Annotated in this window: 30 protein-coding genes; 19 read left to right on the plus strand and 11 right to left on the minus strand. The window is 57.0% G+C overall.

Going from position 1 to position 22,740, the window contains the following annotated elements; all coding sequences use genetic code 11:
- Nucleotides 1–169 precede the first annotated feature (169 nt).
- The 14 genes from ACOTW6_RS20865 to ACOTW6_RS20930 all read left to right on the plus strand — a co-directional run bounded on the left by ACOTW6_RS20865 (nt 170) and on the right by ACOTW6_RS20930 (nt 5,223).
- Nucleotides 170–370, plus strand: coding sequence for a hypothetical protein (locus tag ACOTW6_RS20865; protein ID WP_421766294.1), 201 nt, complete (start codon nt 170–172; stop codon nt 368–370).
- On the plus strand, nt 371–802 hold the full coding sequence (locus ACOTW6_RS20870) for a single-stranded DNA-binding protein (RefSeq protein ID WP_213789300.1): 432 nt from the start codon (nt 371–373) through the stop codon (nt 800–802).
- Between the two features lie 15 nt (nt 803–817).
- Complete coding sequence (locus tag ACOTW6_RS20875) at nt 818–1,252, plus strand: hypothetical protein (protein ID WP_213789299.1); 435 nt, start codon at nt 818–820, stop codon at nt 1,250–1,252.
- Nucleotides 1,253–1,313: 61 nt separating this feature from the next.
- Nucleotides 1,314–1,643 (plus strand): hypothetical protein, encoded by a 330-nt coding sequence (locus tag ACOTW6_RS20880; RefSeq protein ID WP_213789298.1) that lies wholly within the window; start codon nt 1,314–1,316, stop codon nt 1,641–1,643.
- On the plus strand, nt 1,640–1,813 hold the full coding sequence (locus tag ACOTW6_RS20885; protein ID WP_213789297.1) for a DUF2737 family protein: 174 nt from the start codon (nt 1,640–1,642) through the stop codon (nt 1,811–1,813). The genes ACOTW6_RS20880 and ACOTW6_RS20885 overlap by 4 nt, the downstream gene beginning before the upstream one ends.
- Complete coding sequence (locus ACOTW6_RS20890) at nt 1,750–2,226, plus strand: ead/Ea22-like family protein (RefSeq protein WP_421766296.1); 477 nt, start codon at nt 1,750–1,752, stop codon at nt 2,224–2,226. Before ACOTW6_RS20885 ends, ACOTW6_RS20890 begins: the two co-directional genes overlap by 64 nt.
- A complete protein-coding gene (locus ACOTW6_RS20895) occupies nt 2,223–2,537 on the plus strand; it encodes a hypothetical protein (protein WP_047737272.1) in 315 nt (104 codons plus the stop codon). The genes ACOTW6_RS20890 and ACOTW6_RS20895 overlap by 4 nt, the downstream gene beginning before the upstream one ends.
- Nucleotides 2,534–2,992, plus strand: coding sequence for an ead/Ea22-like family protein (locus ACOTW6_RS20900; RefSeq protein WP_213789296.1), 459 nt, complete (start codon nt 2,534–2,536; stop codon nt 2,990–2,992). The genes ACOTW6_RS20895 and ACOTW6_RS20900 overlap by 4 nt, the downstream gene beginning before the upstream one ends.
- A 44-nt stretch (nt 2,993–3,036) precedes the next feature.
- Nucleotides 3,037–3,468: a class I SAM-dependent methyltransferase gene (locus ACOTW6_RS20905; protein WP_421766295.1), complete on the plus strand. Its 432-nt coding sequence runs from the start codon at nt 3,037–3,039 to the stop codon at nt 3,466–3,468.
- A gap of 3 nt (nt 3,469–3,471) precedes the next feature.
- On the plus strand, nt 3,472–4,113 hold the full coding sequence (locus ACOTW6_RS20910; protein WP_213789353.1) for a hypothetical protein: 642 nt from the start codon (nt 3,472–3,474) through the stop codon (nt 4,111–4,113).
- A 203-nt stretch (nt 4,114–4,316) separates the two neighbouring features.
- Nucleotides 4,317–4,517, plus strand: coding sequence for a hypothetical protein (locus ACOTW6_RS20915; RefSeq protein ID WP_213789294.1), 201 nt, complete (start codon nt 4,317–4,319; stop codon nt 4,515–4,517).
- Between the two features lie 10 nt (nt 4,518–4,527).
- Nucleotides 4,528–4,710, plus strand: coding sequence for a hypothetical protein (locus ACOTW6_RS20920; protein WP_213789293.1), 183 nt, complete (start codon nt 4,528–4,530; stop codon nt 4,708–4,710).
- Nucleotides 4,711–4,746: 36 nt separating this feature from the next.
- Nucleotides 4,747–4,956, plus strand: coding sequence for a hypothetical protein (locus tag ACOTW6_RS20925; RefSeq protein ID WP_213789292.1), 210 nt, complete (start codon nt 4,747–4,749; stop codon nt 4,954–4,956).
- A gap of 84 nt (nt 4,957–5,040) precedes the next feature.
- Complete coding sequence (locus ACOTW6_RS20930) at nt 5,041–5,223, plus strand: helix-turn-helix transcriptional regulator (RefSeq protein WP_223239676.1); 183 nt, start codon at nt 5,041–5,043, stop codon at nt 5,221–5,223.
- Here ACOTW6_RS20930 and ACOTW6_RS20935 read toward each other — a convergent pair.
- Nucleotides 5,192–6,379, minus strand: coding sequence for a tyrosine-type recombinase/integrase (locus ACOTW6_RS20935; protein ID WP_213789291.1), 1,188 nt, complete (start codon nt 6,377–6,379; stop codon nt 5,192–5,194). The two genes, ACOTW6_RS20930 and ACOTW6_RS20935, sit on opposite strands and share 32 nt — an antisense overlap.
- 332 nt (nt 6,380–6,711) lie before the next feature.
- On the opposite strand from ACOTW6_RS20935, the gene ACOTW6_RS20940 reads away from it, so the two are divergent.
- The 3 genes from ACOTW6_RS20940 to ACOTW6_RS20950 are packed head-to-tail and all read left to right on the plus strand — an operon-like array spanning nt 6,712 to nt 9,661.
- Nucleotides 6,712–7,692, plus strand: coding sequence for a Bug family tripartite tricarboxylate transporter substrate binding protein (locus tag ACOTW6_RS20940; protein ID WP_006811363.1), 981 nt, complete (start codon nt 6,712–6,714; stop codon nt 7,690–7,692).
- A gap of 11 nt (nt 7,693–7,703) precedes the next feature.
- Nucleotides 7,704–8,135, plus strand: coding sequence for a tripartite tricarboxylate transporter TctB family protein (locus tag ACOTW6_RS20945; RefSeq protein ID WP_003859443.1), 432 nt, complete (start codon nt 7,704–7,706; stop codon nt 8,133–8,135).
- An 11-nt stretch (nt 8,136–8,146) separates the two neighbouring features.
- Nucleotides 8,147–9,661 (plus strand): tripartite tricarboxylate transporter permease, encoded by a 1,515-nt coding sequence (locus ACOTW6_RS20950; RefSeq protein WP_062932739.1) that lies wholly within the window; start codon nt 8,147–8,149, stop codon nt 9,659–9,661.
- Here ACOTW6_RS20950 and menE read toward each other — a convergent pair whose 3' ends face one another.
- The 8 genes from menE to ACOTW6_RS20990 all read right to left on the minus strand — a co-directional run bounded on the left by menE (nt 9,662) and on the right by ACOTW6_RS20990 (nt 17,573).
- A complete protein-coding gene (gene menE / locus ACOTW6_RS20955; RefSeq protein ID WP_062932738.1) occupies nt 9,662–11,023 on the minus strand; it encodes an o-succinylbenzoate--CoA ligase in 1,362 nt (453 codons plus the stop codon).
- Nucleotides 11,020–11,985 carry an o-succinylbenzoate synthase gene (gene menC, locus ACOTW6_RS20960; RefSeq protein ID WP_121478752.1) on the minus strand — a complete coding sequence of 322 codons (966 nt, stop codon included), beginning with the start codon at nt 11,983–11,985 and terminating at the stop codon, nt 11,020–11,022. Before menC ends, menE begins: the two co-directional genes overlap by 4 nt.
- Nucleotides 11,985–12,842 carry a 1,4-dihydroxy-2-naphthoyl-CoA synthase gene (menB, locus tag ACOTW6_RS20965; RefSeq protein ID WP_003859452.1) on the minus strand — a complete coding sequence of 286 codons (858 nt, stop codon included), beginning with the start codon at nt 12,840–12,842 and terminating at the stop codon, nt 11,985–11,987. Before menB ends, menC begins: the two co-directional genes overlap by 1 nt.
- Nucleotides 12,839–13,615 (minus strand): 2-succinyl-6-hydroxy-2,4-cyclohexadiene-1-carboxylate synthase, encoded by a 777-nt coding sequence (gene menH, locus ACOTW6_RS20970; RefSeq protein WP_121478751.1) that lies wholly within the window; start codon nt 13,613–13,615, stop codon nt 12,839–12,841. The genes menB and menH overlap by 4 nt, the downstream gene beginning before the upstream one ends.
- A complete protein-coding gene (gene menD, locus ACOTW6_RS20975; RefSeq protein ID WP_163324099.1) occupies nt 13,612–15,282 on the minus strand; it encodes a 2-succinyl-5-enolpyruvyl-6-hydroxy-3-cyclohexene-1-carboxylic-acid synthase in 1,671 nt (556 codons plus the stop codon). Before menD ends, menH begins: the two co-directional genes overlap by 4 nt.
- 88 nt (nt 15,283–15,370) lie before the next feature.
- Entirely contained in the window at nt 15,371–16,666 is a 1,296-nt protein-coding gene (gene menF, locus ACOTW6_RS20980; RefSeq protein ID WP_121478749.1) for an isochorismate synthase MenF, read from the minus strand.
- An 86-nt stretch (nt 16,667–16,752) separates the two neighbouring features.
- Entirely contained in the window at nt 16,753–17,058 is a 306-nt protein-coding gene (gene elaB, locus ACOTW6_RS20985; protein ID WP_017693006.1) for a stress response protein ElaB, read from the minus strand.
- Between the two features lie 50 nt (nt 17,059–17,108).
- Nucleotides 17,109–17,573, minus strand: coding sequence for a GNAT family N-acetyltransferase (locus tag ACOTW6_RS20990; protein WP_047734988.1), 465 nt, complete (start codon nt 17,571–17,573; stop codon nt 17,109–17,111).
- Between the two features lie 71 nt (nt 17,574–17,644).
- On the opposite strand from ACOTW6_RS20990, the gene rnz reads away from it, so the two are divergent.
- A complete protein-coding gene (rnz, locus tag ACOTW6_RS20995; RefSeq protein ID WP_121478748.1) occupies nt 17,645–18,562 on the plus strand; it encodes a ribonuclease Z in 918 nt (305 codons plus the stop codon).
- A 64-nt stretch (nt 18,563–18,626) separates the two neighbouring features.
- Nucleotides 18,627–19,631 carry a chemotaxis protein gene (locus ACOTW6_RS21000; protein WP_003859465.1) on the plus strand — a complete coding sequence of 335 codons (1,005 nt, stop codon included), beginning with the start codon at nt 18,627–18,629 and terminating at the stop codon, nt 19,629–19,631.
- A 105-nt stretch (nt 19,632–19,736) separates the two neighbouring features.
- Here the strand turns inward: ACOTW6_RS21000 and nuoN are convergent, their stop codons facing one another.
- A complete protein-coding gene (gene nuoN, locus ACOTW6_RS21005) occupies nt 19,737–21,194 on the minus strand; it encodes an NADH-quinone oxidoreductase subunit NuoN (RefSeq protein WP_047053298.1) in 1,458 nt (485 codons plus the stop codon).
- A 6-nt stretch (nt 21,195–21,200) separates the two neighbouring features.
- A complete protein-coding gene (nuoM, locus tag ACOTW6_RS21010; protein WP_003861498.1) occupies nt 21,201–22,730 on the minus strand; it encodes an NADH-quinone oxidoreductase subunit M in 1,530 nt (509 codons plus the stop codon).
- Between the last annotated feature and the right edge of the window lie 10 nt (nt 22,731–22,740).

Here is a 22,740-nt window from a genome sequence, read left to right on the forward strand (position 1 = left end):
GTTTAAACTCTGCGCTGAAATTTCTTTTTTTCATTATGACACCTGTGTTGTTCTGAGGTGAGCATATCACCTCTGTTCAGGTGGCCAAATTCAGTAAACCACTTCATACGCAGCATTTCAGGCGTTCTGCATTCCGACAGAAGAAACTGCAATCGATGCGGATGCGGAAGTGCATCAAGTCGCGCCACAGGATGCCGAGGCAGCACTGCGAGAGTTTGGAGACAAAGCATCACTTGCTCAGTCTGTTGAGGAATTGCAGGCGGCATACAAAGAGGCATGGCCTAAGTTAGGCGGCGTTAAATCATACGAAGAACGTGCAGCAGAAACGTACAAGACGCGCGGTCGTGAACTTCAGAAACAGGCGGCATAAATGGCAATTAATACGATCACAATCTCTGGTAACGTTGGCAAGGATGCTGTTCTACGCGTTACGCCAAATGGTAAACATATCGCCTCATTTTCTCTTCCTGCCAAATCAGGATTTGGAGAGAACGAAAAGACATCATGGGTGAACTGCAAGATGTTCGGCGCGATGGCTGAAAAGCTTTCTGTGGCGGTCGTCAAGGGAGCAAAGATTACGGTTACAGGTGAGTTCGTTATTGAGGAATGGACGAAGCAGGACGGTTCTCAGGCGCAATCACCAACAATTCTGGTGAGGGATATTGATTTGCCGCCGCGCGGAACTCCAGGTAACGACCAGCCCCGGCAAAACAACCAGCCAAAGCAGCAAAACAGCCAGCCGCAACAGCCTAAACAGGCTAGCGAACCTCCAATGAACTTCGACGATGAAATCCCATTTTAGAAAACGGGAGTAATCATGATTACTTGCAGAAAATGCGGAGAGGAGAAACCGATCGATGGCTTCTATCCACGAAACAAAGTGTGCAAGGAATGCACCAAAAAGCGAGTCTCAGAATACCAAAAGGGCATAGGCAAGCATATTCACAATAAAGCTTGCCGTAATTACAACAAGACCGAAAAGGGGAAGATCGCCTTACAGCTTGCCAGAGATAATTACAACGAAAGCCAACCCCTAAAACAAAAGGCTAAGTGGGCCGTCAAGCGCGCCATCAAGCAGGGAAAACTAATTAGACCTGGAACGTGTGAGACCTGTGGTAGCAGTTGTACGCCAGATGCTCACCACTGCGACTACAGCAAGCCAACCGAAGTTATGTGGCTATGTAAGGCCTGCCATGTTGAATGGCACAAACACTTCAAACCTTCTTACCCTGAAGACCTAGAAGCAGCATAACCACCACCTGAACATTCTATTTCACCTCACGGAGGCGGGTTAGCCACACCCGCAATTCACTATGCGACATATATCCAACAGAAGACTTTACTCGCGTGAGCAGCTTATTCGACAGCTACAGCAAAGCGAGAAGAACTTCATTGCCACTTACTGGAGCGGAGTTAATCCGGGTGATGGGTGCTTCACTGGCGGGTGCAATCTGGTTAAGCACGACCCCTACTACGCTGGCTGGGGTGGCTGCATCGAAGAACAGAGCGAATACATCACTTACGCAGAACTGGAGCTGGTGAAGGATATATGTGAGGCGCGTCCGTGGGGTGGAAATTTCGGCGGGATGCGTCTCGGCGGCGTGGAGTATTACCTGAAACCTGAATTGAGGAAAGCAGCATGATCGGATTAACGTACGACCCTGGCATCACTCCAAACGAGCTCGTAGCCCGCCAGCGCTTCAAACCCATCAACGATATCCCACGCGAAGAAATGCTGAAGCGCGAGTCATTCCCCAGCGTGAACGAGAACAAATTCCTGACAGCGTGGTTAAACCAGAGGGCGAAGAAATGAGCGTGACGAGATATGGAATCAATGCGCAGGGAGTATTTACCAATCTTACAGATGGTGGATATGTAAGCTATCAGGACTACGAGAGGTTGGCTGCGGAGAATGCGGGGCTGAAAGAATATCTGGCCCCAGTAGGGCTAGCGGTAGAGGGAACCCCAGCCACCGACGATTTCCTGGCTGAAGTGCGGGCGCAAGCCCACAAGGAAGGCGCTCACTTTGTTGCCAACCGAATGCTGGCTGCATGGGAAGCTGGGTTTATTGATGACACGGCGAAGAACGCAGCTGACATTGCGAGGATGATCCTTACCTCCACAGAGTTTATGGCTGATGCTCCCGAAGGCGATTTCGATCGCTCGTTCGCTGATGGCGTACTCGAAGACATCGCTGCCCAGCTTCGCAAAGGAGCAGCATCATGAGCAATAAAATTTCAGCCATCCCGGTTGAACGCGACCAGTACGGTTATTGGACTCATCCGCTTTACGATGAATTTTGCGATGGGCGTGAATCTATCTCACATGATGAATTCAACGCCTGGCTGGATAAGAACGGGCTCGAATGGACGGTAGTTTACCGCGATGAAGATGATATAGACCCAGAGGTAGATGGTTACGACATTTCCGCCTGGCAGCCAGACTCACCAGATGGTGATGGATGGTTTGTTGGTTCAATTCACGACACTGAAGATGGTGCTGTATGCATCTGGTTACGCCAGGAGGCCGCCCAATGAGCAACATCGACAAACATGCATTGCGTGAAGCGGCGGTTCGCGCAGGTGGCGTGAAGTGGCAATACATGCGCGCGACGCAACATTCGAAAGCATACATAACGGACGATAAAGGTTCGACAGTCGTCAACTGCACTGATGGTGATGTTCCAGCCAAATGCGCCGGATTTCTCGAGTCCGCCAACCCTGCCGCCGTGCTGGCGCTGCTGGATGAGCTGGAAGCCGCAGAAAGCGGATTCCCTCCGCTCACCGTTGAGCGATTAATGCGCGACAAAGACGCTCTCGAGAAGCGAGTGGTTGAGCTTGAAGCGAGGATGGTGAAACTGCCTGAGCGTTACGAGGTAGATATGTGTCCTACTCCTTCCCCTGATGGGGAGTGGTATTCACGCGAAGATATATTGGCGGCTCTAGTATCTGCTGGCGTCAGATACGCCGCGGGCATCGGTAAAGGAGAGTGAGCATGTCATAGCAAACAATCCTCGATATGTGCTGTGGTTCCCGCATGTTCTGGTTCAACAAACGCGATACACGCACGCTGTTCGCTGATATCCGCAGCGAAGAGCATGAATTATGCGATGTCCGCCGCCTTGTCATCCGTCCTGATTTGATTGCTGACTTCCGCGCGCTACCGTTCTCTGATGCGTCATTCCCGGTTGTTGTGTTTGATCCACCTCATCTGGAGCGTGTCGGTCAAACGGCGTGGATGGGTAAAAAATACGGGAGATTGAACAAAAAAACTTGGCGCTCTGATCTGCGCGCCGGTTTCAAAGAGGCGTTCCGTGTATTGCGGCCACACGGTGTGCTCATCTTCAAATGGAATGAAACGCAGATCCCGGTGAGCCAGATTTTGGCTCTAACAAATGAGAAGCCTGCAATCGGCCAGCGTACCGGGAAGAACGATAAAACCCACTGGATCATCTTTGTGAAGGACTAACCCATGATCACTATTTCCAGAGAATGGCTCATGAAGACAATCGCGGAGCTTGAAGAAGAGCGCGATGCGACGCCCGGAACAGTAAACGAAGATGCGGCCAATGCGCTCGCTGCGATGAAGCTGGCGCTGGCATCGATCGAAGCGGAGCCGGTATCTGTTCAGGACGAACGTTATCAACATCTGAGTGAGATTTATCACGCGCAGGAGAAACGGCTGTTCAAGCTGGCACAGCGGATCAAGGGGGAGTCATTCGATAAGTACTCGCACTCACCATCACAGGCTATCGATGTTCTGGAGTCAGCAATTTTTGGTGAAAGCGCCGAAGAAGACAGCCGCGCCGCCATGCTTCAGGTTGCCGAACCTGTAACTACTGCTTACAAGTTGCCTATGCAGCCGCTAGTTATTGATGCCCACGGCAGGCTGCGCTTTAAAGAAAACCAGATTGTCAGGACTTTGCTGGATTACGCCACAGAGCATGGTTACGGACTCAATGAAATAGCGCGAGAGGAGTTCGACGCTGAAGACCAGATGCAGCTGGCCCAGCTGATAGGCTACAGCTTGTCGGGGTATGGAACACTGTCTTATGTGACGGATGAGTCGTATGAACGCGCAGCTGCAGCAGCACCGCAGCAGGAGGCTGAATGACACAAGGCATGAGAGAGCATCGTGCATTTGTGTTAATCGCAATGATTAACCGAAGAAAGCGCAAGCCATCATAACAAACCCGCACACAGCGGGTTTTTCTTTATCGGAGTCACCATGCACGCCAATCCAGTTATCTGGCTCATAGTCGGAATTCTGGCTATGAGCGCTATCTCTTCACTCATTCACATGTCAGAGGGCTTGTTATGGCTAAATTTGCTGTGGGCGCGTTAGTGCAGCTTAAGTCTGGAGGCATCAGAGGGATGACTGAGAGCCAGATTGAGCCGGATAGCGACCATCCGAAAGCGTGGGTGCGTTGGGATGACGGAAACTACTCGGTGCATCACGAACATGAACTTCGCGCGGCTACTGTTGATGCGCCTCGCGTGTATAAGAAGTTAGCGTAAGGAGATGATCATGACTCTCGAAGAGCAAAGGGATGAGGCACTGAAGATGCTTAAAGATGTGCTGGAGAACTACCAGTACAACAACCGGAAAGGAATCGGAATGGGTCCACTATCCAAGGCTAGAAAACTACTGGACAGGTACGGGATGTTTGACCCTGAAGCTGGAAAGAACAATACACCAAAAATCAACTAGACCGCCGCAATGGCGGTTTTTTATTGGAGATAGATAATGTCAAACAGCGAAGAGATCAAAATCGAAGGCGGCTGCATTTACGAGTCACAGAATATTGATGGCGATAATTCAAAGTTCATCGTTACAGGGGTTGGACTCTCCCGCGTCCTGTTTGCTGACTTTCCGATGATTAAATTCAACGAAAGTTATCTTGAATATTGCGTGACAAGGAAAGAATTCCAGAAGCGATTCAAGCTATCGGAGTAACAATGGAATCACACAGCCTCACACTCGATGAAGCCTGTGCATTTCTAAAGATATCAATTGGAGACAGCAATGAGCGATACACTCATGCCGATCACCGATGTGTGCGCGGCAACCGGCTACAAGAAGCCAACCATTTACGAATGGATGCGAGACGGTAAATTCCCGCGCCCAGTAAAGATAGGTCGAAGCGTAAGATGGCCTTCCAGTGAAGTCGATGCATGGATAAAGGATAAAATCACTTCTTGTCCGCGATCAGGTCAGCAATAACACCGCCCCACCACTCCATCATTTCCCTTCTCTCTTTCATATACTCCGCATGGTTATACGCGGCAGCTACTCTATTCTTTTGCTGATGCGCCAGTTGTGCTTCTATCACTTCTGGCCTGAAGCCTTGCTCATATAAAGCGGTGGATGCCGTGGCGCGGAAGTCATGCCCGGTTATCTCACCGCTTGCAAAGCCCTGATACTCGATCGCGCGGTTAATGGTGGTTTTGGCAATAGGCTGACCTGGCTTTGACGGACTTGGGAAGAGGTATTCTTTATCACCGGTCAAAGGTTTAAGTTCCTCAAGCAATGCGATAACATGCTCACACAACGGAACGCGATGTTCACGGCGTTTCTTCATTACCTCTTTAGGGATTGTCCATTCAGCCTTTTCAAAGCTGATATCCCCCCACCTGGCAAACCTAAGCTCCTGTTGACGCACGAATGTCATAACCAGCATTTTTATGCAGATGACCATAACTGGGCTTTTATAATTACGTAGTGCAACGAATAGCTGACGCAACTCTTCTGTGGTCGCTGGCCTGGCATGCGTTGTGGGCTTCTGCATTACTGCTCCCCGTAGCGCATAAGAAGGGTCAACTTCCGCTCTCAACGTGGCAACTGCATAGCAAAATACAGCCGAGCATATCTGCCTTACCTTGCCAGCAGAATAGGCATTACCAGCTTTCTCCAGTGAGCGCATTAAGGCGAGTATGTGCGCTGCCTTAACGTCCTTAACTGGTATCTTTCCAATGGACGGCAGGATGTGCTTGTCAAGGAACCCGCGGTTAACTATCTGCGTCTTCTCTGCCCACGCCTGACATTTGCGCTCATACCATTCTTCAGCGATGGATTTGAAGGTGTTCTCAGCGTCACCCATCACCATCAGCTTCTCAGTGTCTTTGACAATGGTAGGATTCTTTCCCTGCTTCACCTGCTCGCGAGCCCACTCTCTTTCTCTTCTGGCATCAGCAAGGGAAACGCCTGGGTACTCTCCAATCGTGTAGCGACCATCTTTTTTTGGTGTAAGCCAGAACCGGTAGCGCCATATTTTGGCACCGGTGGGTCTGATATCCAGATAGAGACCCTGCCCATCCTGAAGCGAGTAAGGCTTCTCCTGAGGTTTGGCATTTCTGATTTTTGTGTCGGTTAATGGCATGGCAACAGGATAAGGTGAGAAATTTGTCCGGTAGGTTATCCGGTTTTTATCCGTCTCTCAATGGACGTTGGCATAACTCGACATAAACGTGAGGGGTAAAGCATGGGGTGGGAATGGTGACGGGCATAATGTGACATAACTACACATTATTCAGTGAGGATAAGCGAGTAAGAGACGCATATCACATCCTGTAAAGTTGGTGTCGCAGTGAAAGGGAAATGAAAGGTTATTGTTTTAACAATCACGCAACGGAACCGCTACAAGGTGGTTCACATAATCAGAAAAAAGACACCCGTACCCGTACTCCCGGTTCACCGGCGTGAGGATAAACGATGAAAAAACAATTACTTTCTACCCTTGCTGCAAGCGTATTGCTGTTGAGTGCCTCTGTCGTCCAGGCGCAGGACGCGCCGTCCCGTACCGAATGTATCGCCCCGGCCAAACCCGGCGGCGGCTTCGACCTGACCTGTAAGCTGATTCAGGTCAGCCTGCTGGAGACGAAGGCAATTGAAAAACCGATGCGCGTCACCTACATGCCCGGCGGCGTGGGCGCGGTAGCCTATAACGCCATTGTCGCGCAGCGCCCTGCCGAAGCGGGCACCGTGGTGGCCTTCTCCGGCGGTTCGCTGCTGAACCTGTCGCAGGGGAAATTTGGTCGTTACGACGTGAATGACGTGCGTTGGCTCGCCACCGTAGGCACCGATTACGGCATGATCGCCGTGCGCGCGGACTCCCCGTGGAAATCCCTGAAAGATCTGCTGACCGCCATGGAAAAAGATCCGAACAGTGTGGTTATTGGCGCGGGCGCCTCTATCGGCAGCCAGGACTGGATGAAAGCCGCGCTGCTGGCGCAGCAGGCCAAAGTGGATCCGCACAAGATGCGTTACGTGGCCTTTGAAGGCGGCGGCGAGCCGGTGACGGCGCTGATGGGCAATCACGTCCAGGCGGTATCGGGCGATCTCAGCGAAATGGTGCCCTACCTGAGCGGGGATAAGATCCGCGTGCTGGCGGTCTTCTCGGAAAACCGTCTGCCGGGCCAGCTGGCAGACGTCCCAACCGCCAAAGAGCAGGGTTATAACCTGGTCTGGCCGATCATCCGCGGCTTCTTCGTCGGGCCAAAAGTGACCGACGCCGAATACCAGTGGTGGGTGGATACCTTCGCAAAACTTCAGCAAACCGAGGAGTTCAAAAAACAGCGCGATCTGCGCGGGCTGTTTGAGTTCAACCTGAACGGCAAGCAGCTGGACGAGTATGTCAAAAAACAGGTGAATGACTACCGCGAACAGGCGAAAGCCTTTGGTCTGGCGAAATAACCGGAGGCGCTATGAGTGATCGCATTTTTGCCGGGATATGGCTGCTGCTCTGCATTGGCGGCATGTTCGTCGCCTGGCAGATCCACAGCGAATACAGCTATGAACCCGTCGGGCCACGCCCCTTCCCCGTCGGCATTGTCGGCCTGATGCTGCTCTGCTCGGTGGCGCTGCTGCTGCGCCATCCGGATACCGTGGAGTGGCCGCCACGCCGTACGCTGCAACGTCTGCTGGTAATGGTAATTGTCCTGCTGATGTATGCGTGGGGCTTTGAGTGGCTCGGCTTCCCGATTGCCACCGCCCTGCTGACGATGGTGATTGGCATACTGTTTAACGCCTCGCTGCCTGCGGCGGGGATCTCCGGGGTCGTACTGGGCATTTTACTCTGGTACGCCTTCGACCGCCTGCTGGACGTGACCCTGCCACTCGGCGCATGGTTTAACTAACGGAGCACGCTATGGATACCTGGATCTATCTCTCTCAGGGGTTCGCGGTAGCGATGACCCCGGAAAACCTGGTGATCGCCCTGATCGGCTGTTTCGTCGGGACCATCGTCGGCCTGCTGCCGGGCCTTGGGCCTATCAACGGCGTGGCGATTTTACTGCCGCTGGCCTTTGCGCTGCACCTGCCTGCGGAATCGGCGCTGATCCTGCTGGCGACGGTTTATATCGGCTGCGAATACGGGGGGCGTATTTCCTCGATACTGCTTAACGTGCCCGGCGATGCCGCCGCTATCATGACCGCGCTGGATGGCTACCCGATGGCGCAGCAGGGGCGCGGCGGCGTGGCGCTCTCTATTTCTGCCGTCAGCTCGTTCTTTGGCTCCCTGATCGCCATTGGCGGCATCATCCTCTTCGCCCCGGCGCTGGCCCAGTGGTCGCTGGCGTTTGGTCCGGCCGAGTATTTTGCCCTGATGGTGTTCGCCATCGCCTGTCTCGGCAGCATGATGGCGCAGAATCCGCTGAAGTCGTTTTTGTCCGCGCTGATTGGCTTAGGGTTAGCCACCGTCGGCGTGGATGCCAACACCGGGGTTTATCGTTTTACCTTCGACAGCGTTCACCTCTCCGACGGCGTGCAGTTTATCGTCGTGGTGATTGGTCTGTTCTCTGTCTCAGAAATCTTACTGATGCTGGAGCATACCAGCAGCGGGCAGACGCTGGTGCGTAAAACCGGACGTATGCTCTTTAATGCCAAAGAGGGGGCGCAGTGTATTGGCGCCACCCTGCGTTCGTCGGTGATCGGTTTCTTCGTCGGCATTTTGCCCGGCGCGGGGGCGACTATCGCCAGCGCCATCACCTACATGACCGAGAAAAAGCTGAGCGGTAACAGCGACAGCTTCGGCAAAGGCGATATCCGCGGCGTGGCGGCGCCGGAGGCGGCGAATAACGCCTCGGCCTGCGGCTCGTTTATCCCGATGCTGACCCTCGGCGTGCCGGGCTCCGGCACCACGGCGGTAATGATGGGCGCACTGACGCTCTATAACATCACCCCGGGTCCGGCGATGTTTACCGAGCAGCCCGATATCGTCTGGGGTTTGATTGCCGCCTTGCTGATCGCCAACGTGATGTTGCTGGTAATGAACATCCCGCTGATCGGCCTGTTCACCCGCATGCTGACCATTCCCCTGTGGTTCCTGGTCCCGGCCATCGCCGCCGTCTCTGCGGTTGGGGTGTACGCGGTGCACAGCACCACCTTCGACCTGGTGTTGATGGTGCTGCTCGGCGTGCTGGGCTACATTCTGCGCAAGATGCACTTCCCGATGTCGCCGCTGATTTTAGGGTTTGTGCTGGGGGAAATGCTGGAGCAGAACCTGCGCCGCGCCCTCTCCATCAGCAACGGCAACATGGGGATCCTGTGGGAGAGCAGCGTGACGAAGATCCTGCTGGCAATGGCGATTATGGTGATTGTCGTGCCGCCGGTGCTGCGCTGGGTCCGCCGACGCCAGCACAAACCGCAGCCGGATATCGGCTGATTAGCCCCTCAACAGGGCATTGACCCACTGCTTTAACGCCTGGCGGGAGATTTTAATCCCGCCATTTTTCAGTTCTGACGGCAGCGCCAGCCAGTGTACCGGCTGCTCAAAGCGCGCCAGCCTGCCCTGAACCCACTCCGGCAACAGCGTGATATCCGTGCCCGGGTCGCATTCCACTACCGCCACCGGACGTTGCCCGTACTCGGCATCATCCAGCGGAACGACAAATGCCTGGCTTACCTGCGGATGCGTGGCGATAACGCGCTCCAGCGCTTCCGGCTGGATCCCTTCTCCGCCGCTGAAAAAGAGATTGTCCATTCGGCCCAGAATGGTCAGGCGTCCGTCATGCCACTCGCCGCGATCGCGGGTGGCAAACCAGCCCTGCTCATTGACCAGCGGCAATAATGCGCCGTCTCGCCAGTAGCCCGCCGCCATGCTTTCCGCCCGGAGCCAGACTTCACCGTTCACCACCTGAACGTCTCTGCCCGGCAGCGCGCTGCCCACGTCCGGCGCGCCGTCGGCCTCTTTGGCGCAGACGGTGGAGGCGAACTCGGTCAGACCGTAGCCGCAGAACGTACGGATCCCCTGCTCGCGCGCCTGTTCGGTCAGCGCAACGGGGATTTCCGCCCCGCCGAGCAGCACGGCTTTCAGCGCGACGGGATGGTGTGAATTAAGCAGCCGCCACAGCTGCGTTGGCACCAGCGAGGCGTGGGTACAACCCTGTAGTGCCTGCTCCAGCGGCTGTTTTTCACGCACGGTGAGACGGCCTCCGCCCTGCAACCAGCGCCACAAAATCCCCTGACCGGAGACGTGAAACAGCGGCAGAGAGAGCAGCCAGTCGTCGCTATCGCCGTAAGGCATCAGCGCCAGCACCCCTTTTGCGCTGGCAAGGTGGGCGGCACAGGTGTGCACCGCCGCTTTCGGCAAGCCGGTGGAGCCAGAGGTGAGCGTCATTGAAGCCAGCCGTTCTGCCCGCCACGTCACGCCGCCCTGCCCCTCGCGCTCTCTTAATGCCAGCGCGGGCAGACCGTCATACTCACCGTTAAGCACCAGCGCAAAACGCAGGGTCATCTGCGGCAGGAGGACGTCCAGCAGCGGACGGGGAAGCTGAGGGTTCACCGGTAAAATGCGGGCGCCGCACTGAAGCAGCGCCAGCCAGGCCAGCAGGGTCTGCGGATGGTTGTGGGCGAGCAGCATGACGCCGTCACCGTCCGTAACGCCCTGAGACTGAAAACCGGCTGCGAGACGATCGATACGCTCGCCCAGCTGAGACCAGCTGAGCGTTACATCGTCTAAACGCAGCGCGGGTTTATCGGCACGCCGGGTGCGCCAGTGCCGCCACGGCCAGTCGGTAAAACTCATCGCAGTGGCTCCAGCGCCCCGACGTCGAGGCACGGCAAGGTGCTGCCAGGCCACTGGCGAATCAGCTGGGCCTGCATCAGGTTTAGCGTATCGAGACCGGGAACGGTGTCCGGCGTTAACCATGCAGCAATGCGCGCCAGCTGCGTCAGGCCGAGGCTGGATTCGATGGATGAACTGATCACCGCAGTCAGCCCTGCGGCATGGGCCGCCGCAACCTGCTCGCGCACCTTGTCGAGGCTGCCGGTCAGCGTTGGCTTAATCACCACGGCCCTGACGCCCGGCTCGGCGGCAAACGCGAAATCGGCTTCGCGCAGGCTCTCATCCCAGGCGATGGCAATGCCGGTTTCCCGGGCGAAGGCGCGCGAGTCGTCGCGCGTTTTGCACGGCTCTTCAAGAAACACGATGCGGTTGCGGTACGCCGGGTTGACGTATTTCGCAAACTGCTGCGCCCTGAGCGGTGTCCATGCGCGGTTGGCGTCGAGGCGCAGGTGCAGATCGGGAATGGCTTCCAGTAACAGGTTGACCACCATTCCGTCGCGCACCGCTTCGTACAGGCCGACCTTTATTTTCGCCACCTTCTCGCCAGGCATCCCGGAGAGTAACGCGAAAATTTCATCCGGATCGCCGGTACAGAGCGGCGCGGCGCGATAGTTCGCCGCGTCCGGCAAACTGCCGTCCAGCTCTGCCAGCGCACAGCTGATGCCGAACGCGGCGGAAGGAACGTCCGGCAGCGCCGGATCTGCTCCCTCACGCCATTCATGCGCCCAGGCCATCAGCGCAGCCTGCGCCTCGTCCGGCGTTTCCGGGCTAAAGCCCGGAAGCGGGGCGATTTCGCCCCACCCTTCCCGCTCGCCCTGCCGAAGATGCACGAAAAAGCCGTCACGGGTTTTTAACCGCCGTTCACGCAGCACCACGCCCGCGTCCATCGGTATCTGCCAGCGGTAAACCTGCGCGCAACGCATTACGGGTTCCGTTTGTATTTGCTGAAGTCTGGCTGGCGTTTTTCGTTGAACGCGTTGCGCCCTTCCTGACCCTCTTCGGTCATGTAGAACAGCATGGTGGCGTTACCCGCCAGCTCCTGAAGGCCCGCCTGACCGTCACAGTCGGCGTTGAGGGCCGCTTTCAGGCAGCGCAGCGCCATTGGGCTGTTTTGCAGCATTTCGCGACACCAGCGCACGGTCTCTTTTTCCAGATCGGCGATCGGCACCACGGTGTTAACCAGCCCCATATCCAGCGCTTCCTGGGCGTTGTACTGACGGCACAGGAACCAGATTTCGCGGGCTTTTTTCTGGCCGACAATGCGTGCCATATAGGACGCGCCCCAGCCGCCGTCGAAGGAGCCGACTTTCGGGCCAGTCTGACCGAAAATGGCATTTTCCGCCGCGATCGTCAGGTCACACATCATGTGCAGCACGTGACCGCCGCCGATGGAATACCCTGCCACCATCGCGACCACCGGTTTTGGACAGGTGCGGATCTGGCGCTGGAAATCCAGCACGTTCAGGTGGTGCGTGCCCGCATCATCCTGGTATCCGCCGTAGTCACCGCGGACTTTCTGATCGCCGCCGGAGCAGAAGGCTTTTTCCCCTTCCCCGGTGAGGATGATGACGCCGATAGTGTCGTCGTAGCGGGCATCCGCCAGCGCCTGGATCATCTCTTTTACGGTCAGCGGACGAAATGCGTTGCGCACCTGTGGACGGTTGATGGTGATTTTGGCGATACCATCGGCGGATTTGTGGTAACGAATGTCGGTGTAGCCTTCGGAGCAGTCCTGCCATTCAACCGGCGCGTAAAGCATGTGTTCATCAGGATAGATCATAGCGTGTCCTTTGTTCGATAACGCAGTATCTGAGCCAGACTCGCGGCAACCGCTTCCGGGTTGTCCCGGTGGGCGTTGTGTCCGGCGTGAGGGATAGCATGACGCGTGGCGTTGAGTTCAGCAGCGATGGCTGCAAACTTCCCGTCACGTTCGCCATAGAGATAGTCAAAAGAAAAATCACGCGCGGTGAGCGCGGGACGTAAATCAGGCTGAACGGCAAGCGAGGTGGCTTCCAGCATCTCTGCCAGCCTCGGGCCGTTGTTCCGGCTGCGCAGCGCGATCAGCGCCTTGCGCTGTTCATCCGTAAGGGAGGCAAAGACCGGCTGTTGATACCAGTCGGCAAAGACGGCCTCCAGCGGCTCACTGCGAAAGCGTGACGCCCAGCGGCGGTCAGAGGTCAGCCGCGCATGGCGCGCATCGGCGTCTTGCAGGCCCGGGTGTCCACCTTCCACAATCACCCCGTCTAACCCCGCAGGATGCTGGCAGGCATGGAACATCGCAATGCGGCCGCCGAGGGAGTACCCCACGAGCCAGTATTTTAGTATGTTGTAACTAACAAGGGTATGCGTGAGCAATTCACTTACCTCTGCAAACCCCGTCACGCCCGTATCCGCTGAACCACCGTGCCCGGGCAGGTCAAGGTAGAGCCGGGGGTAGTCATGCAGCGACGCCCCGACAGCCTGCCACTCGCGACAGTCGCCGGAAAAACCGTGCAGGAAAACCAGCCAGGGGTAGCCTGGTTTTCCTGGCTGGGTGACGCCTGCGAGGATCACAGGTGACTCACCTGCGCCAGCAGATGTTGCAGCTTCTGCGCGCCGTCAGCATCGTTTACCACCAGCTCAATCAGCGTCGCGCCAGGCTGCCGCCAGGCGGTGTTCAGCGCCGTCTCCAGCGCGTCCCAGTTTTCCGGGCGATGGTACTTGAGGCTGAACATGGCGGCGGCGTGTTCGAACTGCACGTTTTGCGGCATCAGATAGAAGCGCTCACGCTCGCTTTGCGGCGTCGGCAGCAACGAGAAAATCTGCCCGCCGTTATTGTTCACAACAATCAGCACGAACGGGGCCGACGCCTGACGCAGGAGCGCCAGCGCGTTGAGATCGTAGAGCGCTGAGAGATCCCCCACAATCGCCAGCGTGGACTTCGCGCTGGCCCGCTGTACGCCAGCGGCAGTGGAGATCAGGCCGTCAATGCCGCTCGCGCCCCGGTTGCTGTACACCGGATATCCCGCCGGCAGCTGCGAAAAGGCGTCAATCAGGCGCACCACCAGGCTGTTACCGACAAAAAGTTGTCCCTGCTCGGGAAGATATTTGCGGATACGGTGCGCCAGCCCGGCTTCACTGAATTCCTCGCACTGGGCTTTGGTGAGTTCCCACGCCTGACGTGACAGCGCCGGGATCTCCACCGCCCAGGGTTTGCGTTTTTCCGCCGGATGCAATTCCAGCCAGCTGTCAATATCGCTCACCAGGCGGCGGCCACGATGGTGCGCCGGGTCAAGGCGTCCTTCGAGCGGGTCCACCAGCCAGTACTCTTCAGGCGTACAGGTGGCCTGCCACTGGAGCAGACGCTTACCCGTCAGACTCGATCCCAGCTGGACGACAATCTGCGCCTGCGCCAGCTCGGTGACCGCTTTCGCGTTACCCAGCCAGAGGTCGGCGCAGGGCAGCGGCTGGCCCGTCTGGGAAAGCACGTCACCAATCAGCGGCCAGCCAAGCGTTTGTGCCCACTCCGCCGCCAGCTTGCCTTCCGCCGCACTCATCCGCCCGGCAATCACCACGCCGCGCTTCTGGCGCCAGAAGAACCAGTCGCGCTGTTTTGCGCTTTCCAGATGCGTCTGCTCGCGCAGCCAGGGTTTTTCGCTTTCCCACCAGTCTCCCAGCTGCTGTTGCCAGGCGAGGCCGGTATCGTTCATTTCACCGTACAGCGGCTCGGCAAACGGGCAGTTAATGTGTAGCCCGCCGCTGCGCAGTGCGTTCATGGCGTGGTCGAGAGTTGAGACCAGCCAGCTGGCGGGAATGTCCTGAGTGGGGCGCGGCAACGAGACCGTCTGTGAAGGATGCGAGGCAAAAATGCCAGGCTGACGAATCGCCTGGTTAGCGCCGCAGTCAATAAGTTCCGGGGGACGGTCGGCGGTGAGTAAAATCAGCTTTTCACCGGTTAATCCCGCTTCAATCAGCGCCGGATAGAGGTTCGCCACCGCCGTGCCGGAGGTGACTATCACCGCCACGGGCGCTTTGCTGACTTTCGCCAGCCCGAGCGCCAGATGGCCCAGGCCACGCTCATCAAAATGGGTGTGGTGAATAAAAGCCCGGTTTTCCGCGCCAGCAAGGGTGAGCGGCGTGGAGCGAGAGCCCGGGGCAATACACACATGCCTGACACCATGACGGGTCAGGGCTTCAAGGATCACCGCCGCCCAGCGTCGGTTAAAAGAACTTACTGACATGAGATTGTCCAGTATCAAGAATGCGACACAGTATAAATAATAGAAAAAGTCAGAATTTTGATATGAATCGGGATTGCACGAAACAGTATTAATCCCTCAGGAGAAGGGAACGCAGCCCGGCGGCCTTGTTTTCGATCTCCTGCCACTCCTGCTCCGGATCGGAGCCGCTGACGATGCCCGCCCCCGCATAAAGACGCAGCGCAGCGTCGTGAACGCGGGCGGAGCGTAATGCCACACAGAATTCGCTCTGATCGCGCGATAGATAGCCCGCCGATCCGGCGTACCACTCCCGGTCAAACGGCTCCACTTTCGCAATAAATTCTCGCGCCGCCTGTCGCGGCAACCCGGCCACCGCCGCCGTCGGTTGCAGAATATGCAGACACTGCTCGTCGTCAGGCTGTTTAAGTTCGGTCCAGATACAGCGGCGTAAATGCTGCACCTTGCGCAGACGCAGCACCTGCGCAGGCAGGATCTCCAGCGTCCGGGTATGGTGCTGAAGACGCTGGCAGATATCTTCCACCACCAGCATATTTTCCCGCTGATTTTTATCGTCGTTCATCAGCCAGTCGCCCAGACGCTGGGCCTGCTTATCGTCAGAATGGCTGGCCACGGTGCCTGCCAGCGCTTCAGTACGCAGCAGCGTGCCGCGTCGCCGCCACAGGCGCTCGGGCGTCGAGCCGAGGAACGCGTTGCTGGCGTCAAAGACCATACAAAAATGATAGCAGTTGAGGTTTAACGCGCGGCTGGCGGCCATCAGCGCGATGGCGTTCACGGGCTGCTGGCACTGCACATCGGTGGCACGTGCGAGCACCACTTTCTCAAAATCGCCGCGAGCAAGGGTATCCGTCGCCTGGCGAATCAACGCCAGCCATTCCGGTTTTTCCGGATGATGGGTTTCCTGCACAATCTGCACGGACAACGGGCGGATCGGCGCGGCGTCGCGCAGGTTATCGACAAAATTCAGCGCCTCACGGGCATCTTCCCGCAGCGACGTTTCGCTCCACAGTTGCAGACGCAGCGTGGCGACCCCGCCAGACCGTCGCCAGAGAAGGCGCGGTAAAAACAGCTTGCCCTGCGCCGGGTTGAAGGCGTTCAGGCCGCAGATACGGGTGTCATTGGCTACGTCGTGGGTGTGCAAAAACCGCGAGGCCGAAGCCAGAGAATCAAACTGGGCGAGGCTTCCGAGCGCGGCAAGTTCTTCATCGCCGCTGCGCTGTTGCCAGTAAAACTGAGGATAGCATCGCTGCACACCCAGCCAGGCCAGCGGATCGAAGGCGTCGTTTAACGGGAAAGAGACATCGAAATGGCGTAAACCGGGTGTAGCTGGCAATGCTTGCGCAAGCTGAGTGCGCAGGCTTTGCAGCGCGAGGAAAATCGAGTGCACGCGAACCTCTCCCTGTTAAAGCCTTATATTATACGGGGTACTGACGATAAATAGCAGTACCCACGTGTAGGGAGTGGTTTACCGGCTTAACGACGGGCTAACAGCAGACCCAGCACCAGCCCTACGGCCGCACCGACCCCAATGCCCTGCCACGGTTTTTCATGCACATAATCGTCGGCACGATAAACCGCCTGTTTGGCGCGGTAGTAGTAATTGTCGGAGGCGTTACTGACGCGGTTTTTCACGTCATGCAGCGCCTGCTCGGCGCGGGCTTTGAGCTCAATGTACTTCTGATCGGCAGGATCGCCTGAAGAGCGCAGCACTTCTTCCAGCGTTTCGCTTAGCAGCGTCAGGTCGTCGTCGACTCGGGTATCCCAGGATTGAAATGACATATTTTTCTCCATGTTAGTACACCAGTCCGGTAACTATAGACAACGTCTTGCTATTGCGCCTGTTTCGCTTCGCGCGCCATGCCGATGTGTGGGATGCCGTCTTCGTCGTAAATGTCCGTGACCGGGGTAAAACCAAAATGACCATAGAATGATTGCAAATGCGCCTGCGCGCCCAGGTATAACGCCTTGTCCGGCCACTGTTTCTGGCATGCGTCCAGCGTTTTTTCCATCAGCTGATAGCCCAGCTTTTCACCGCGCGCGCGGCCGCTGATAATGACGCGGCCAATGACGACAGGGTCAAAATCCTCTTCGCTTTTCAGAATCCTCGCATACGCCACCAGTTCGTTATCGCGCCAGCCGAGGATGTGCCGGTTCTCGCCGACCAGGTCATCGCCGTCGATATCCTGATACGGGCAGGTTTGTTCAACCACAAAGACTTCGCAGCGCAGCTTGAGCAGGGCGTAGAGTGATTGCACGGTCAGTTCGCTGTGGTGTAGATCTTGCCACTGGATCATGTGTTTCTCCTTCCTGGGGTTCATCACGTTATACTAAACCCCTTCCCATTCGGCAAAGGGCTGATTGCGTTATGGAACTGATTTTTCTGGGTACGTCCGCCGGGGTGCCAACCCGCTCACGAAACGTGACGGCGATTCTGCTGGATCTTAAGCATCCTACCCGCGGTGGGCTGTGGCTGTTTGACTGCGGTGAGGGTACGCAGCATCAGCTGCTGCATACCTCCTACCACCCGGGGAAAGTGGATAAAATATTTATCACCCATCTGCACGGCGACCATCTGTTTGGCCTGCCGGGCCTGCTGTGCAGCCGTTCAATGGCCGGTAACGCTAACCCGCTGACCATTTATGGCCCTGCGGGTATTCAGGAATTTGTTGAAACCACGCTGCGCCTGAGCGGCTCGTGGACCGATTATCCGCTGGAGGTGGTTGAGATCGGCGAGGGTCTGGTGTTCGATGACGGAGATTATCAGGTGCGCGCTTACCCGCTTAACCATCCGGTGGAATGCTACGGCTATCGCGTTGAGGAGCATGACAAGCCCGGGGCGCTGAACGCCGCCGCGTTGCAGGCCGATGGGGTGAAACCTGGCCCGCTGTTCCAGCGTCTGAAGCACGGCGAGACCGTCACGCTGGAAGACGGGCGCGTCATCAACGGTCAGGATTACCTCGACCCGCCGCAGCCAGGCAAAAAACTGGCTATTTTTGGGGATACCGCCCCCTGCCCTTCGGCGCTGAGGCTTGCCGGGGGTGTGGATGTGATGGTGCATGAGGCGACGCTGGAAGCGGCGATGGAAGAAAAAGCCAACAGCCGGGGGCACAGCTCAACGCGTCAGGCGGCGCAGCTGGCGCGTGAGGCTGGCGTCCGGAAACTGATTGTCACTCACGTCAGCTCACGCTATGACGTCCGCGGCGCTGAAACCCTGCTGGCAGAGTGTCGGGAAGTATTTCCGGCATGCGAGCTGGCGGAAGATTTTGCTCAGGTCAGCGTTTAGTCCTTCATTTTTCCCTCAGCGTGCCGATAACGATTAAAAGGCCAGCATTTCTCTTGAGGGTAGAATGGATAATTTCCAGAAAGATATTGATGACAGGGCGAACCTGACCCTGTCCAACCGTTTTGAACTGTTGCTGTTCCGTCTTGGCACCTCTCTGAACGAAAATAAATCCGAGCTGTTCGGCATCAACGTGTTCAAATTGCGCGAAATTGTGCCGATGCCGACCTTCACCAAACCGGCGGGAATGAAGTCTCCGCTGATGGGGATGGTGAACATTCGCGACCAGGTGATCCCGGTGATCGATCTGGCCGCCGTCGCCGGCTGCAAGCCAGCCACCGGGCTGAACATTTTGCTCATTACCGAATATGCCCGCAGCGTGCAGGCATTTGCCGTGGAATCGGTGGAAAACATCATGCGTCTGGACTGGAAGCAGGTGCACGCCGCGGAAACCGCCGTCAGCGGTCGCTACATTACCAGCATTGCCTGCCTGGACGAGAAGACCGATACCAACGATCTGGCGATGGTGCTCGACGTGGAGCAGATCCTGTACGACATCACCCCGGCGAATCACGATCTGCACGCCACCCATCTGGAAACCACCAAATTCAACATCAAGCCTGGCTCGGTCGCGATTGTTGCAGAAGATTCGAAAGTGGCGCGCTCAATGCTGGAGAAGGGATTACAGGCGATGGAGATCCCGGCTCAGCTGCATATCACCGGCAAAGATGCGTGGGAGAAAATCACTCAGCTGGCCGCGCAGGCTCAGGCTGAAGGCGTCCCCGTTACCGATAAGATTGCCCTGGTATTAACCGACCTCGAAATGCCGGAGATGGACGGCTTTACGCTGACGCGCAAAATCAAAACCGACCCGGTACTGAAAGATATTCCGGTGGTGATCCACTCGTCTCTTTCCGGCAACGCGAACGAAGATCATATTCGCAAAGTGAAGGCGGACGGCTATGTGGCGAAGTTTGAGCTGAACGAGCTGTCGTCGGTCATTGAAGAGGTGCTGGACCGCTCGATGAAGAAGATTGAAGGGCCGCTTATAAGCAGGAAGCAGTTAGCTTAGTCGGGTGGCGCTTCGCTTACCCGACCTACAAAACCCGTAGGCCCTGCAAGCGTAGCGCCGCTGGGCAATAAAAAAGGCAACTTTCGTTGCCTTTTTGCTTTCACCTTACATCAGCGGCATCGCGCGCTGCACAATCTCAATCAGCGGCTGCGGATAGATACCGAAGATCAGCACCAGCAGCGCGGAGATGAGAACCACAATCCCGCCGGCGCTGTACTGCCAGTTGGTTGGCGCATCACGGTTGAGCTGCTGAGGCGCGCTCAGGTACAGGCTCACCGCGACGCGCAGGTAGTAGTAGAGACCAATCGCGGAGCCGATAACGACACCCGCCGTCAGCCACCACAGACCCGCCTGCACACCGACGGCCAGCACGTAGAACTTACCGATAAAGCCCAGCGTCATCGGGATACCCGCCAGAGAGAGCATCATCACGGTCATTACCGCAGACAGAATCGGACGGTGCCAGAACAGACCACGGTAGGAGAACAGGGAATCTGCATCCGGGCCACGGTACGGGCTGGACATCAGGCTCACCACGCCGAACGCGCCGAGGCTGCTGAACAGGTAACCGGCCAGATACACACCCACGGTTTCCATCGACATCTCACCGCTTTGCAGCGCAATCAGCGCAACCAGCAGGTAGCCCAGATGGGAGATAGAGGAGTAGCCCAGCAGACGCTTGATGTTGGTCTGGCTCAGCGCCATCAGGTTACCGAAGATGATGGACACGAACGCGATAATACCCAGCACCACGCGAACCGCTTCGCTGTCGCCCACCGGGGCGTACAGGAACAGACGCATGACCACACCGAAGATAGCGATTTTACTCGCCGTCGCCAGGAAGGTAGAGACCGGTGCAGGCGCACCCTGGTATACGTCTGGCGTCCACAGGTGGAACGGAACCAGAGAGAGTTTAAAGCCAAGGCCAACAATCATCATGCCCAGACCCGCCAGCAGCAGCGGCTCATGCATCATGCCGTCGCCGAGGCTCTTACCGAGCGCCATGAACGAGAGGTTACCCGTCTGTGCGTAAAGCAGCGCGATACCGAACAGCAGGAACGACGACGCGGCAGCAGACAGGATCGTGTACTTGATACTCGCTTCCAGAGAGCGCTTCTGACGGAAGGCGTAACCAATCAGGCCGAACAGCGGCAGTGAGATCAGCTCAATACCGAGGAACAGCGCGGCCAGGTGGTTCGCGTTCGCCAGCAGAATGCCGCCCAGTGCGGCAATCAGTACCAGCAGGTAAAACTCTTCTTTGTTGTCGTTGTAACCTTCGAGCCACGGGTACGCAAAGGTACAGGTTGCCAGGCTCGCCAGCAGCACCAGACCGGTGTAGAGCATGGCGTAACCGTCAACGCGCATCAGCGGCGTGACGTCCATCGCTCCCGCCTGGCCAACAAACCAGAGAGAGACTAACGCAGCGTTCAGACCCAGAACGGACAGGGTCGCATTCAGGAAGTGATTGCGTCGCCACGCAATGGAGAGCATCACAACCACCACCGTCAATCCGACGATCAGCAGCGGTAGCAGCGCGATCAGTTGTTGTGGAGTTATTGTCATGGCGAATTACGGCCTTGTAGTAGAAGCAGAATTAACAAACCACTGCTGGATGTTACCCATCGCGGAGTGCGAGGTATCCAGAATCGGCTGCGGATAGAAGCCCAACAGCACCAGCAGTACGACCAGCAGCAGGATGATGAACAGCTCACGCAGCGACATCCCCGGCAGTTCTTGTGCAGCAATTTCACTCTTCGCTTTACCGAAGTAAGCGCGGTGCAGCATCGCCAGCGAGTACACGGAGGCAAATACCAGACCAAAGGTGGAGATGACGGTGATCGTCGGTACCACGTTGAAGCTGCCGAACAGGATCATAAACTCGCCGACGAAGTTACCGGTACCCGGCATACCCAGAGTCGCCACCGCGAAGAACATGGAGAGCGCTGGCAACCATTTCATTTTGCCCCACAGACCGCCCATCATACGCATGTCGCGGGTATGCAGACGTTCGTACAGCTGGCCACACAGGATGAAGAGACCGGCAGCGGACAGGCCGTGCGCAATCATCTGGATCACCGCGCCCTGGTACGCCAGCTGGCTGCCGGTGTAGATGGCAATCAGCACGAAGCCCATGTGGGAAACGGAGGTGTAAGCAATCAGACGTTTGATGTCGTACTGCGTGAAGGCCATCCATGCACCGTAGAAGATACCGATCACGCCAAGCCACATGGCAATCGGCGCGAACTCTGCGGAGGCGTTCGGGAACAGCGGCAGGGAGAAACGCAGCAGACCGTAGGCCGCCGTTTTCAGCAAGATACCCGCCAGGTCAACGGAACCCGCCGTAGGCGCCTGAGAGTGCGCGTCCGGCAGCCAGCCGTGCAGCGGTACGACCGGCATTTTCACCGCGAAGGCGATGAAGAAACCGAGCATCAACAGGTATTCCACGCCGTGGGACATCGGGGTCTTCAGCAGATCTTCATAGTTGAAGGTCCAGACGCCGGTCGCGTTGTAATGCACAAACACCAGCGCCAGGATGGCAATCAACATCACCAGACCACTCGCCTGGGTGTAGATGAAGAACTTGGTGGCCGCCGTGATACGCGTTTTACCGTCGGACGCCTTATGGCCCCACAGCGCGATCAGGAAGTACATCGGCACCAGCATCATCTCCCAGAAGAAGAAGAACAGGAACATGTCGATGGCCAGGAACACGCCGATCACGCCGCCCAGGATCCACATCAGGTTCAGGTGGAAGAAGCCCTGGTATTTTTCGATTTCTCGCCAGGAGCAGAGTACCGCCAGAACGCCGAGCAGACCGGTCAGCACCACCATCAGCAGCGACAGACCGTCAATCGCGAGGTGGATCGTGATACCGAAACGTGGGATCCACGGCAGAATGAACTCAGACTGCCACTGCGGAAGGCCCGCAGACTGGGTCAGTGAGTAGCCACCCTGCAACCACAGTTGCAGGCCAAGCGCGAGCGTCAATCCCATGGTGATCAGCGCGATCCAGCGCGGCATCTTCACGCCAAAGCGTTCGGTCTGCCAGCACAGGAAGCCGCCGATGAAGGGAATTAATATTAGCCAGGGTAGTAACATGGCGATTTTT

This window comes from Enterobacter cloacae complex sp. IR5403, from assembly GCF_049238705.1.
In the GTDB taxonomy this organism is placed as follows: Bacteria; Pseudomonadota; Gammaproteobacteria; order Enterobacterales; family Enterobacteriaceae; genus Enterobacter; species Enterobacter hormaechei_C.